This is a genomic window from Desulfosediminicola ganghwensis (assembly GCF_005116675.2).
Taxonomy (GTDB): Bacteria; Desulfobacterota; Desulfobulbia; order Desulfobulbales; family Desulfocapsaceae; genus Desulfopila; species Desulfopila ganghwensis.
Genome location: NZ_CP050699.1, coordinates 5385836 through 5398766, shown reverse-complemented (window position 1 = coordinate 5398766; position 12931 = coordinate 5385836). Strand labels below are relative to the sequence as shown.

Annotated in this window: 10 protein-coding genes and 1 riboswitch; of the genes, 7 read left to right on the top strand and 3 right to left on the bottom strand. The window is 47.8% G+C overall.

The annotated features are described in order from the left end of the window. The first annotated feature begins 6 nt into the window (after nt 1-6). The 3 genes from FCL45_RS23240 (at nt 7) to FCL45_RS23230 (ending at nt 4518) form a co-directional block, all read left to right on the top strand. A complete protein-coding gene (locus FCL45_RS23240; protein WP_136795730.1) occupies nt 7-1188 on the top strand; it encodes an iron-containing alcohol dehydrogenase in 1182 nt (393 codons plus the stop codon). 37 nt (nt 1189-1225) lie between these two features. Continuing rightward, complete coding sequence (locus FCL45_RS23235; RefSeq protein WP_136795729.1) at nt 1226-3091, top strand: aldehyde ferredoxin oxidoreductase family protein; 1866 nt, start codon at nt 1226-1228, stop codon at nt 3089-3091. A 167-nt stretch (nt 3092-3258) separates the two neighbouring features. Further along, a complete protein-coding gene (locus tag FCL45_RS23230) occupies nt 3259-4518 on the top strand; it encodes an OmpP1/FadL family transporter (RefSeq protein WP_136795728.1) in 1260 nt (419 codons plus the stop codon). A 94-nt stretch (nt 4519-4612) separates the two neighbouring features. Here the strand turns inward: FCL45_RS23230 and FCL45_RS23225 are convergent, their stop codons facing one another. From FCL45_RS23225 to FCL45_RS23215, 3 genes are all read right to left on the bottom strand, one after another. Further along, entirely contained in the window at nt 4613-5623 is a 1011-nt protein-coding gene (locus FCL45_RS23225; RefSeq protein ID WP_136795727.1) for a Gfo/Idh/MocA family protein, read from the bottom strand. Between the two features lie 359 nt (nt 5624-5982). Continuing rightward, entirely contained in the window at nt 5983-6579 is a 597-nt protein-coding gene (locus FCL45_RS23220; RefSeq protein WP_136795726.1) for an anaerobic ribonucleoside-triphosphate reductase activating protein, read from the bottom strand. Then, nucleotides 6579-8696 carry a ribonucleoside triphosphate reductase gene (locus FCL45_RS23215; RefSeq protein ID WP_136795725.1) on the bottom strand — a complete coding sequence of 706 codons (2118 nt, stop codon included), beginning with the start codon at nt 8694-8696 and terminating at the stop codon, nt 6579-6581. The genes FCL45_RS23220 and FCL45_RS23215 overlap by 1 nt, the downstream gene beginning before the upstream one ends. A gap of 23 nt (nt 8697-8719) precedes the next feature. Continuing rightward, nucleotides 8720-9024: riboswitch (cobalamin riboswitch) on the bottom strand. A 1452-nt stretch (nt 9025-10476) separates the two neighbouring features. Here FCL45_RS23215 and FCL45_RS23210 point away from each other — a divergent pair. The 4 genes from FCL45_RS23210 to FCL45_RS23195 are packed head-to-tail and all read left to right on the top strand — an operon-like array spanning nt 10477 to nt 12859. Next, on the top strand, nt 10477-10968 hold the full coding sequence (locus FCL45_RS23210) for a GspH/FimT family pseudopilin (RefSeq protein ID WP_167495642.1): 492 nt from the start codon (nt 10477-10479) through the stop codon (nt 10966-10968). 24 nt (nt 10969-10992) lie between these two features. Beyond that, nucleotides 10993-11727, top strand: coding sequence for a PilW family protein (locus tag FCL45_RS23205; protein WP_136795723.1), 735 nt, complete (start codon nt 10993-10995; stop codon nt 11725-11727). Nucleotides 11728-11731: 4 nt separating this feature from the next. Continuing rightward, the gene (locus FCL45_RS23200; RefSeq protein WP_136795722.1) at nt 11732-12184 is read left to right on the top strand and encodes a type IV pilus modification PilV family protein; all 453 of its coding nucleotides are present in this window, start codon (nt 11732-11734) and stop codon (nt 12182-12184) included. A 12-nt stretch (nt 12185-12196) separates the two neighbouring features. After that, complete coding sequence (locus FCL45_RS23195) at nt 12197-12859, top strand: pilus assembly PilX family protein (protein ID WP_167495641.1); 663 nt, start codon at nt 12197-12199, stop codon at nt 12857-12859. The last annotated feature ends 72 nt before the right edge of the window (nt 12860-12931 follow it).

Sequence of the window (12931 nt, the reverse complement as noted above, 5' to 3'; positions counted from 1 at the left end):
TCGCACATGATACCGTCGTATTACGAATTCAGTAATCCTGTTAAAATTGTTTCGGGGCAGAGAGCGCTCGAGAACATACCTTCCGAATTAAAGAATTTTGGGGTCCAAAGGCCACTGGTGATCACGGATCAGGGTGTGGCAGGAGCCGGTTTGGTCAAGAAGCTGATCAAGGCATTTTACAGTTCCGAGGTGACCATCGGGGCGATATATGACACGGTTCCAGCCGATTCATCCAGCCTGGTGGTGAATGAAATAGCGGTAATTTTTGCAGAGAATTGCTGTGATTCGATCATAGCAATCGGAGGTGGTTCACCGATCGATACTGCCAAGGGGGTCAATATTCTGGTTTCGGAAGGTTCTGATGACCTGATGAAATTTATGGGTGTGGATATTCTTGAAAAGCCGATGAAACCGCTGCTGGTTATTCCGACCACCTCCGGCACTGGTTCAGAAGTTACCCAGGTCGCCGTTATCTCGGACCCGGAACGGAATGTTAAAATGGCATTTGCGTCGAGGCGTCTCTTGCCGAATGTGGCGATTCTTGACCCGCGGATGACCCTGACTATGCCACCCAAAATAACAGCCGCCACCGGTATGGATGCGTTGGCCCACGCCATGGAGGCATATACCGGCTTGCAGAAAAACCCTTTAAGCGATGCGTATGCTGTTGCTGCGATAAAGCTTGTCGGTGAACATCTTCTCTCTGTTGTTCAGGATGGAACTGGGCGCGAATCACGTATGGCTATGGCCAATGCTGCCACCATGGCTGGTATTTCGTTTTCTAACTCAATGGTGGGCGTGGTGCATGCTCTCGGCCATGCTGCGGGTGGCGTTGCGCATATTCCCCATGGGCAGGCAATGTCAATTTTTCTTCCCCTCGGCCTTGAATACAATTTGAGTGTGAACGAGGATTTGATTGCCGAGCTTCTGCTCCCTCTGGCTGGTCCTGAACTTTACGCAGGAACCCACTCGGATGAGCGTGCGTTTAAGACAATCTCTGTCATTAGAGATCTACAGAGATCACTCTATAAGTGTTGTCAGCTTCCTATGAATCTGCGAGACGCAGGTGTGGCAGAACATCAGCTCGGGGAGATTGCCAGAGCGGCAATCTCAGACGGCTCGGTAACCTTCAACACAAGAGAGCTTGAGTATGAGGATGCGCTTAATATTCTGAAAAAGGCGTATTGAGAACTGAATTGTTAACATGAGCAGGGATTGGACCGCAATGACACAGGAATTCACAGGGCCCGGCAATAGAATCCTTGAAGTTGACTTGTCTACGGGCAAGGTATCGATCTACCAGGTAAAGGATAAGGAAAGACGCCTCTATCTGGGAGCAAAAGGGCTAGGTCTGAAACTCCTCTTTGACCGTCTCAAACCTGGCAGGGCCCCTCTGGGGCCGGACAATATTCTCGCGATCATGCCAGGAGTGCTGCTTGGTATGGGTGGCCCCTGCACAGGCAGGTTTCATGCCCTGGCCAAATCTCCCTTGACGGGTATCATCTCAACATCTTCCTGCGGCGGACCCTTTGGTCTGGCGCTTCGCACAGCCGGTTGGGGCGGTATCCTTGTTTCAGGAAGTTCGGAAAAACCAGTCTATATCCTGATTGATGAGCACGGTGCGAGCATTCATGCTGCGGATCATCTCTGGGGAAAATCCACAGTGGAAACTCAGGATGTACTGGATGATGAGAAACAGAGTTCGTTATTGATCGGCCCGGCCGGAGAAAATCTGGTGCGTTATGCCAATGTTCGTTCCGGCAAGAGATTCCTCGGGAGAGGCGGGCTTGGTGCGGTGATGGGGGCCAAGAAGCTCAAGGCGCTGGTTGCGTGCGGCGGAGCCTATCGAATTGCCCCAGTCAGTAAAAAGGAGTACAAGCGGGCGGCAAAGCGAGGCAGTAGCTATATAGCACGCAATGAGATGAGTGCTGTGCGGCTCAGGAATTACGGTACGAATTCCAATGTGAATCCGAACAACAGGGCCGGGATTCTGCCGGTGAAAAATTTTTCCGATGGCAGAGATGACAGAGCGTATCAAATATCCGGCGAAATGGTAAAGGACGTTCACACCACCCGGTTCGAGACCTGCAAGCCATGCAAGATCCTCTGTGGTCATAAAGGCAATTATGGTGGGAAAACCTTAGCAGTGCCGGAATATGAGACTACAGCCATGCTCGGCTCTAACCTGGATATCTTTGATCGACAGGCCATTGCCGAATTCAACGAGCTTTGTGGTGAGTTGGGGCTTGATACCATCAGTACCGGCGGGACTCTGGGCTGGGCTATGGAGGCTGCTGAAAAAGGTCTGATCGATATGGATCTGAGATTTGGCGAGCAGGAGAAGGTTGCCGAAGTAATAGCCGATATAGCCTATGGCAGAGGGTTTGGCAAAGAGCTAGGTCTTGGTTGTCGGGCTTTGTCTGAAAAATATGGTGGGCAGGATTTTGCCATGCAGGTCAAGGGCCTTGAGATGGCAGCCTACGACCCTAGAGGAAGTTTCGGGCAAGGCCTTGCCTATGCAGTGGCCAACAGGGGTCCATGTCATCTTTCGGCATATCTGGTGGCGCTGGAGAATTACTTTGGATTGCTGAAGCCTGACACCATCCGGGCGAAACCTGAGTTCGTAATTTTCTTCGAGCGCCTGACCTGTTGTATCAATGCCCTGCAAACCTGTCAATTTACCATGTACTCCTACACCCTGGAACCGCTGCTGTCTAAATATACCCCAGATCTGATCTTGGGATTGCTGATGCAGAATATCCCGAAGCTTGCCATAGCTCTGATCGACTTCAGCACTTACACCCAACTGTGGAATGGAGCCACCGGGATACGAATGTCGAACCGCGAATTTTTACAGGCAGGGGATCGTATCCATGTCCTTGAACGATATATGAATATTCGTGAAGGGAGAACTGGATCAGAAGATATCCTGCCCTTGCGGTTGACGAAAGAACCATTGCCCTGTGATGCAGAGAAGAAGACTGTACCCATAGACGATCTTGTTCCACGCTATTACAGCTTACGGGGCTATGATCAAAATGGTGCCCCCGGTAAGAACATTCTGAAAAAACTGAAGATAAACGAAGTTTGAAAGAGGTGTTGTTGAAGTGTTGGCGTATGACCAAAACGGGTCCGCTAATTGACTTTAACGTAAAAGGCATATTGTGCAGTATCCCGTTTTAAATAGTGAAGAGAGAGGAGGGCAATTGATTGTATCGGGATCAATTGCGAAATACTTCAACGTAATGGGAGAAAAGCATGAAGAAAACTATCTGTGTTGTTGCTTCTCTGGGTATCATTTCCGGCGGTACAGCTTGGGCTTCAGGATATCGCATACCTGAGCAATCGGTAGACGCCACTGCCAAGGCAAGTGCCAACATCGCTTCGGCAAGTCGTGCTGATACGGCCTACTATAACCCTGCAAAAATGACCTGGATGGAGGACACGTGGCATATTCAAGGAAATCTCACATATCTCTATCTCTCGAGTGTTGAATATGAAGACGATCGAACACCAGCTTTTGACAGTGATTCTGAAAAGGAACACTGCCTGCTGCCAACAGGATTTATAGTTTCACCAAGCTATGGCGGGGCGCGCTTCGGCCTTTCAATTACTGAACCGTTTGGCCTGAAGAAGCGATGGCAGGAGGGGTATGCCAAGGCGTTCGCTGAAGAATTCTCCCTGGCTGTTTTCGATATAAACCCGACGGTGAGTTATGGTATAGGAGATATGTTCTCGGTGGCGGCAGGACTTAGGATGATTTATTCCGAAGCAAAGGTAAAAAGCACAGGATTGTATGTCCCTGAACGAGAGGACGATGGGGTAGTAGAGTTGGTAGGGCCTTTCTCCAGATCGATGGAGGACGGTACGATAGAATGGGGCTGGAATGTAGCATTGGCGGCAAAACCAAATGATCGGCTGGATCTGGCTGTTACCTATCGCTCGAATGTGGATCTCGAATTCGAGGATAACAGCTATCTAAATATAATGGGAAATCCTTTTACAGTATACGGTGAGGTTGAAGTCCCGGCACCAGCCGTTCTGGCTGTTGCAGTAGCCTATGACGTCACAGATAAGCTCAACATAGAATTGGTTTGGGATAGAACCTTCTGGTCAGAGTATGACGCGCTTGAATTCAACTATGCACCGCCCTTTAATGATCCGGAATCAAATCCTTTTGCTCTGCCAGCCGCAAGAGACTGGGATGATGCCGATACCTTTCGTATTGGCATTACTTACAAGTTGAATGAAAAATATACGCTCATGGCGGGCTTTGCCTACGATGACGATCCAATCCCTACCGAAAATCTGGAATTCAGCACACCTGATTCAACCGGCTATATCTACACAATCGGCATGCAATACGCGGTCAATGACAAGATGGATATTGGCATAGCAGCTCTCTATGATCATAAAGAAACCAGATCGAATACTGCTGATCCTGAGGGTATAGTTTTTGGCGAATTTTCGAATGCCTGTGCGGTGCTGGTTACAGCTGGCCTGAATTACCGATTCTGATAAGAAATGCAGCTATCACGCAATACTGGTCTCGAAACTATAACGGGCAGGGGGGAATCTGCCCATTATAGAGGTAATCGATCTTGAGAGCAGGTTAGGCCTTAAACTCAAGCCATTTTTTCCCATCAGCAGCGTGAACAAGTGCCTCCAATACCAGCATGTTATTCAGCGAATCAGAAAGTGGGGTCGGAAGCTGGCTGTCCTCTGAAATAGCCTCACAGAACAGGTCTGCCTGTATTGTGTATTGATCGCATGCTGGAAAGGTGAATGTCTTTAATGAACTTGCCTGGTCGGGTATTTCCTTCTGGAGGACAATCTCACACTCTCTGTCCGGTGGAGCATTAAATGGGATAAGGATTTCTATGCGACCGGAAGTACCGAGAATGTTCACCCGTTGATACGGTGAAAGCTGGGTTGAGCAGGTGAACGAGGAGACTTTACCGCCAAAATCCATCATGCCCGAAAATAACCGGTCAGTGCCGAAATCAGGATCGCGGTCGATAAAGCCTGTGACACGATCCGGCTCAGCATCAAAAAGGAATCGGGAGAGTGAGATGTTGTAACAGCCGATATCCATCATGCCGCCACCACCTATATCTGAAATATTCCGGATATTTCCAGGATCATTATTGAAGTAGGAAAAAAACGACTGGATGGTAATCAGCTCACCGATTGCTCCACTCTCAACCAGCTGTTTAGCCTCGATCCACTGCGGGTGGTGGCGATACATAAAGGCTTCCATGATTTTCAAGTCTGGAAAGCAGGATGCAGCATCGATAAGCTTTTGTGCTTCGCCACTATTCAGGCCAATCGGTTTCTCACAGAGAACATGCTTACCTGCCTCGAGGGCTTTTATCGACCACTCGACATGCAGATGATTGGGCAGAGGGATATAAACGGCATTAATTTCAGGGTCAGCCAATAGTTCTTCATAACTGCCATAGGCCTTGGCTATGCCTAACTGCTTAGAGTACTGCCTTGCATTGTCAAGATTACGCGAGCAGATAGCCGTAACCTCACAATGGGCAGACCGCTGCATGGCAGGAATGACTTTCTGGCGAGCAATTTTGGCGGTGGAGAGGATGCCGAACCGGATTGTATTCATTTTCACTCCTCCAAAGAGTATGAATGTACTGTTTGCCCCAACATTAATTGATATCCATAACAGGTGGCAATAGAAACAGATCAGGCAACTGGCAGGAAGCAATGCAGCTGGTTTGGCCCTTAGCAAGAATGGATAGCCGGGATTGTCAGATGTCGTCGGCTATCTATATGGAAATGAATTTATTATTGTCCTGGGCCACTGGCCTGATCTGACCGAAAAGGGGGCTGCAAAGGGCAAATATTTCTTTTAGGCAGAAAGTAATAGATAACGTGTTGATGGTTCTTGAAAGGGTTCTTCGCCTAACCGGCGAAGAGTCATGACTGAAGGAGTGAAAAATTGCGGGCGGGGTGGAAGTGTTGTTACATGTTCCAGGCGGTTTCCGGCTTGAACGTTTGAATACTATAGTTTGAGCTGGCTGGCAGCATCCGCTCGATATTTGCTATTTCATGGGTGGACATGAGTTCTTTAACCTCGGTGGTGCGAAAGAGGTGCGGGGTGCCGGAGTTTGCAAGTATTTCAATACTTCTGTTAATCTTTTCAAGATCTACGGGCGTACCGCACAGCCTCTCATAATTTCCCCAGTCAGCCTTGATGTCCATGGCGATATAATCGACCAGCTCTGCTTGAATGACCTGCTTCAACATTTTCGGGTTGCTGCCATTGCTGTCCAGCTTGATCTTGTAGCCCATCCCCCTGATCGTGGCCAAAAAGTCGGGTAAGTCAGCATGAATCGTCGGCTCGCCACCGGTCACCACTACTCCTTCCAATTTGCCAGAACGAGTCTTCAGCCAGGAGAGCACTTCCTCAACGTCGAGTTCATGCTCTCCAGCAGTCGGCAACAGGCTGCCATTATGACAAAAGGGGCAACGAAAGTTGCACCCTTGAGTAAAGATAATGGCAGCCGGAGTTCCCGGAAAATCGGAGAGGCTGAACTTCTGTAAACCTCCTAACCGCACTATTTCACCACTGTGAAGTGGGAACGTTGGGCAAATTCGGACTGCTTTCCTTCATTCCACTGCTGTACCGGGCGGAGATAACCGACAACACGTGAGTAAATTTCGGTGTCGGCATTACAAGTTGGGCAGGAGGTAACTTCTCCATTTACATAGCCATGATCAGAGCAGATAGAGAATGACGGACTCAGGGTAAAATACGGGATCTGGTAGTTGTTGCAGGTTGAACGTACGAAGTTCTTCACTGCCTCAGGATCCGGTGCAGCCTCGCCCAGGAAGATATGCTGGACTGTGCCGCCGGTATACCTGGTCTGCAGGCTGTCCTGCAGGTCTAAGATCTCATGGATGTCGTCACTGTAGTTAATCGGCAACTGGGTAGAGTTGGTGTAGATCGGGGTTTTGCCATCGCTTGTTCTGAGGGCGGTGGTCAACTCCGGAAAGCGCTTCTGATCTATCTGGGCCAGACGGAAACCGGTACCTTCAGCCGGGGTGGCTTCAAGGTTGTAGTGGTTGCCTGTCTCTTCCTGAAAGGTGGAAAGCTTCTCACGGATATAATCAAGAATTTCCTCGGCAAACTGTTTGCCTTCAGCACTGGCAATACCATCTCCTATCACGCTGAGACAGGCCTCGTTGGCGCCGATCACGCCGATGGTGGAGAAATGGTTTTCCCAGTAGCGACCAAAGCGCTCATATACTTTGCGCAGATAGTATTTGGTGTATGGGTAAAGCCCCTTGGTGGTGTAGTTTTCGAGCACCTTGCGTTTCAGTTCGAGGCTTGCTCTGGCAATTGCCAGCTGAGCATTTAACCGTTCAAAAAACTCGGTCTTATCCTTGCTCTGGTAACCGAGTGCAACCAGGTTGATGGTGACAACACCGATGGAGCCGGTGAGCGGGTTGGCGCCGAACAGACCGCCCCCTCGTTTTTCCAGCTCACGGGTGTCAAGCCTCAGACGGCAACACATGGAGCGGGCGTCTTCCACGGAGAGGTCAGAGTTGACGAAGTTGGCAAAATAGGGGATGCCGTATTTGGCCGTCACCGACCAGAGCTTATCAAGGCTCTGGTCCTCCCAGTTGAAGTCCGGACTAATATTGTAGGTTGGGATGGGAAAAGTGAAAACACGGGCATTGGCATCACCTTCAGACATAACTTCTAAAAAGGCCTCGTTGATCATGTTCATTTCAGCCTGATAGTCGCCGTAGCAGGTTTCCTGCTCAACCCCGCCAATCACAACCGGCAGGTCGCGTAAGGTGGATGGCGGCTGAAGATCCATGGTGAGGTTGGTAAAAGGTGTCTGGAAGCCGACACGTGTCGGTACATTCAGGTTAAAAATAAACTCCTGAATTGCCTGTTTTACCTCTTTATAGCTCAGCTTATCGTAGCGGACGAAAGGGGCAAGCAAAGTGTCGAAGCTTGAAAAAGCCTGGGCACCGGCGGCCTCACCCTGAAGGGTGTAGAAGAAGTTGACAACCTGGCCCATCGCACTCCTGAAATGCTTAGCCGGAGCAGAGGCAGCTTTGCCTGGTACGCCACGGAAGCCTTTTTTGAGCAAATCCTGGAGATCCCAGCCAACACAGTAGACAGAGAGCAGACCGAGGTCGTGGATATGCAGGTCGCCACTCTCGTGAGCCTGCCGTACCTCAGGGGGATAGATGCGGTGCAGCCAGTAGGTCTTGCTGGTTTCGTTGGCGATATAGTTGTTCAACCCCTGAAGTGAATACGCCATGTTGGAGTTTTCATTCACCTGCCAGTCAAGTCGGTCGAGGTAGTTGTCGATGAGCTGCACATCGGCTTCTTCGATCATCTCGCGGCGGCGATTCTGCTGATCGCGATAGAGGATGTAGGCCTTGGCTGATTTTCTGTGGGGTGAGGCGAGCAGAGCCTCTTCAACCAGATCCTGGATCTCTTCAACTTCAGGTATGCCCTCAACAATCTGGTGTGCCAGTGACAATACCTTAATGCTGAGTCGTTTGGCTTCGTCTTTACCGAACTCGCCGGTTGCAAGACCTGCTTTGGCTATGGCCATTGTGATTTTGTGTGATTCAAACGAAACAACTTCACCGTTCCGTTTTCTGATCTTATATAGGCCAAGCGGTCGGATCTCTGCTGGATGTGCTGACATAACTCCTCTCCTCGAAGGTGGTCAATGACTGTGAGGTATTGGCAGGTCTTCGGACTTTCAGACATTTTGCCGTAGTGCTGGTATCAACAACGGCGTAAGTGGGATTCTCGCGCAGGTCGTGCCTGGTAAGAACCACTGTTGCCTAATCACCATAGCTTCCCGGACTATCTGGTTTACATACGAAAAAATTCCGGATGAAGATCCTGACAGTTCCAGTGCATTTGAATGGTTTTCGTTTCTGATAACCGCTGCGGGACAGTTCTGGCTTCTCACCAGATTCCCTGTTGCCACACTTCACCTGAAGTGAACCAATACAATGAGGCGCCTACTTTATATTGTGCGAGGGGGCAAAGTCAACCACTAGATAGTGTGTTCCATCATGAAGTTGTTCGCATTTCTGCTAACGAAATCGTTTCTATGCGAAGTTCGGTTGAAGTAGGAAGGAAAGTGTGAGGAAAAAAAATCAGGTGTTTTTTTGAGCCCCATCACATCTGGTGAGTAATCTCAGAATCGGTTTGTAATGGGGCGGCGGTTGGTCTCGGGCAACTGAAGATTAAGGGCTTTGGTTATCCTGGGCATTGTCTCCGGCAGCTTCTCCGGTTTCACTGCCGGTGTCCCCCTGATCGACACGTTCCCTATCCTACATCTCCATGATTTTTGCCGCCTGCGGCAAATACTGGGGTTGTGCTAATGAGATAGATAAATTTTTTCATGGATTTCTCCATTAGAGACGAGAAGAGATCGACCACTGCCTGGCGCGTGGACACAATCTGATTATGTATTGTAATCTACTAAGAAAAAGTTAGTAAAAGCAGTGTGTTGTCGCAGGAAAACTGTTGTTTTCTTTAGGGGGGTACTTCGCGAAAGGCGCTCTGCTTGTGACTCTATAGTCAGGTCTAGACTGTGAAACCAACGAGTGCCAAGCGGTACTCAGTGCCGCCTGGCGTTCCTTTGCGGTTGCTTGTGATCTGGTTATAGACCTTAGTCAGGTTGTTGGATGAATAATTCTGATTACCACTGAGGATCAGCTTCACGGAGTGAGGGGTGCGGAGAAAGGTGGTAGGAGTACAAACTTAAAGCTAAAAGCACTACTCTACAAGCCGATTGCGGAGCTATTCCGGGGATTGGTCACGTACCAATCAGTCACGTTCATCATTACATGTCTATCTCCTAACCTTTTCAAGCTGAAGATTAGGGATAATCAGATATTTTAATAATACTAATGGCAACTTTTAAGAACATAATTCCGACCATAAATTTTTTTTAAAAAAAAGTGAATGCTCCACGGAGTTGTTATTGTTCTTTATCTGGTAGAGGTTTGTGACATAGGGGATTCTATTGACATAATTACCACCATAAAAAATAAATGTCTTCATTTATAGGGCTTTCATAAATTCCTCAAATACCTCCAGTGCTTAATGTTTGTGCTAGGTCGATTGGGTTCAATAATGGATATGAAATAAATAGAAAATTGGCCCTTCTTATGATGTGATGTGGAATTGTGTGTTTCGCTTCAAGTGTACCATGTGTTTTCTTTTCTCCTTCAAACCTCAGATCTTTATTTTTTTGTTTCGTGTCGATAGCTCTAAGTAATTAAATAATTGTATATAATATTCACTTTAGTTCTTGATTGAACTGGTTTAGTCTGTTAGTTGTCTGTAGAAATGTATAATGATAGTGATGTGTTGGGCTCGATTTGTGTTGTGTTTGATGTTCAGGAGATTGCTCTTCTGATAATCTCGAAACCGCATGGATAATCAGTGGGGGAAACGTGTATTCTGTGAAGAAATATTATGGTGAGGCCCAAATAAAGAGCTGTTGCGGCTTTACTCTTATAGAAATTTTAGTTGTGGTATCTGTTATCACAATTCTCTGCGGAATTTCTTTTTCTGCTTTAGGTAAATGGGTTCCCAATTATCGTTTAAAGGCAACCACCCAGGAGATATATGCATCTTTTCAAAAAGCCAGGGTGTATGCCGTAAAGACAAATAGAACGGTTTACTTCACTTTTAATGTAGATCCTTCCTGTACAGGTAGTTCAAGTTACTCATTTGAGGATTCTGCGGGCAACATTGTTGCTGGCGGAAGTATGGCTGATGGTATTTGTATTCTGAATTCTTCTTTTGCCAATAAGGATGAGACAAATGAGAGTGGATTTGACCCAATGGGCCTGTCTGGAGGAGCAATTGGCAAAATCGAGCTTGGCCATACGAAAATAAGCAGAACACGAGAGTTGAGTCAGAGTTCTGCAGGCTCAATCCAAATTAATTAGGGTGGGGTATTGCGGGTGCAAAAGATGAACAGAAGATCAAGAGAAAGAGGTTTCACCCTTGTAGAACTCCTTATCGCGATGGCTGTCGGCTTAATGGTTATGATGGCCGTTTTTCAAATTTACGCCAAACAGCAGGATGTATACGAAGCCCAGCTCGATGTCACTGAGATGCAGCAAAATATCCGTGCGGCAATGAAACTGCTGGCCCGTGATATACGAATGGCTGGCTATAACGGTGCTGAGCTGAGCACCATAGGAGAAGGCACTGGTAAGATCGTCCAGATTAAACCTGACCTTATCTATTTCACCATCGATCGAAATGAGGATGGTGACGTTTCAGACACAGACGAACATATCGCGTACGACCTCAAAGAAGACAATGGTGTTTTAGCTCTACGTCGTACTGCTGCTAATGGCACGATTGATACCGAAGATAAGGGAAGCGGTCACTGGGAAGTTAAAAGTGGCAGTGGGCCGGTAATCGTAGCAGAGCGCATCGAGAAGATAGAGTTCATGTACCTTGATGAGGATGAAAAGGAAACATCAGACGAGGATCTGGTAAAAACTGTTGTTGTCTCAATCATTGCCAGAGCGGAAGAACCGGATTCCTCCTTTAAAAATTCATTCATCTATAACCCTGCATCCAATCTTGCCGCCTATAACAAAGGAACATTGTCCGGAGATAAGTGGCAATTTAATGATAATTACCGAAGGCGATTCAAGATTATGACCGTCGATTGCAGAAACCTGAGGTTATAGAACTATGAGATTAAGAGATACAAGTGGTTTTACCCTTATTGAAGTCCTTATTGCCATTGTTGTTTTTGGTGTGGGAATTTTATCTTTGGTGTCAATGCAGGTTGCCGGCATCAAGGGCAATGCAAAGGCAGAAAGAATAACCGTGGCCTCGGATTGGGGATCTGACCAGATTGAGCAACTCTTCTCCCTGGAGTATGACGATCCCGATCTGGTGGATGACAACAGCATCACCAATACCGCCATAAACGCAGATTCTACGGCAGGTCTTAATAGTTTTACCGACACTACAGCCGATGGTAAGAGAGTTTCCCCCGACGGGTATTTCACAATTTACTGGAATGTAGCAGAGAACGTGGCACTGCCGAATACAAAAACCATTCGCGTGTTGGTTGTGCGTGCGGTGAATGGTGGGACCAGGACGGTAACGATGAATTATCTCAAAGCTAAATATCTATAATCTCCGATGGCTATGAAAAATAAGACGATATCGATTGGTAATCCCGAAGGGTTTGTACTCGTTGCTGCGCTGTTGATCATGTTGGTTCTTACAATCCTGGGAATCGCCACTACAACCAACACCTCTATTGAATTACAGATTGCCAGCAACGATAAGGTGAATAAAAAGACATACTTTGAGGCCGAAGCCGGAGCCGCGTTGGGAACGGAAATTATAGAACAATCGTTCAGCTGTGTGGCGGGATTCAAAGAAACTGATGCGACCAATAAATGGGCTGATCTTGGTGGCACAGATATTCGGGTCTATAGCCGGGATGGAGACTATGTGCTCTATAACAACGCTCGGTCCACTAGTGCAGCAGCCCTGGCTAGTAAAATCGGTGATCCGGATAAGGCCGATGCAGCCTATCCCAAAAGCAACCTCAAGACGAGTGGAACTGATGATGAAGAAACCGGTTATCTCTACTTTGAGGCAAAAACAATGGTGCAGATTGGTGGTGCCTTGCAAATGACAGCCGGATATGAAGGCAAAGGTAAGTCGGCCGGCCAGGGTGGAGTGGCGAAAGTGATCGATGTCTACTCCCAGTTTGCTGGCCAGACCGAGAGCCAGACAACTATAGCTATGGGCTGGCGTCATCTGGTGGGTACTGAAGATCCAAGCGCATGTCAGTACTAGCTATAAAAGTTCTTTTGATTGTCAAGACTGTGTGACCATTTTACGGCAAATTGTGGAGTCATAAGAGAGTTG

Bases quoted from the DNA above. Each gene is read 5' to 3' on its own strand.
- FCL45_RS23240 (WP_136795730.1), top strand. From the start codon at position 7: ATGATACCGTCGTATTACGAATTCAGTAATCCTGTTAAAATTGTTTCG.
- FCL45_RS23235 (WP_136795729.1), top strand. From the start codon at position 1,226: ATGACACAGGAATTCACAGGGCCCGGCAATAGAATCCTTGAAGTTGAC.
- FCL45_RS23230 (WP_136795728.1), top strand. From the start codon at position 3,259: ATGAAGAAAACTATCTGTGTTGTTGCTTCTCTGGGTATCATTTCCGGC.
- FCL45_RS23225 (WP_136795727.1), bottom strand. From the start codon at position 5,623: ATGAATACAATCCGGTTCGGCATCCTCTCCACCGCCAAAATTGCTCGC.
- FCL45_RS23215 (WP_136795725.1), bottom strand. From the start codon at position 8,696: ATGTCAGCACATCCAGCAGAGATCCGACCGCTTGGCCTATATAAGATC.
- FCL45_RS23205 (WP_136795723.1), top strand. From the start codon at position 10,993: ATGAACAGAAGATCAAGAGAAAGAGGTTTCACCCTTGTAGAACTCCTT.
- FCL45_RS23200 (WP_136795722.1), top strand. From the start codon at position 11,732: ATGAGATTAAGAGATACAAGTGGTTTTACCCTTATTGAAGTCCTTATT.
- FCL45_RS23195 (WP_167495641.1), top strand. From the start codon at position 12,197: ATGAAAAATAAGACGATATCGATTGGTAATCCCGAAGGGTTTGTACTC.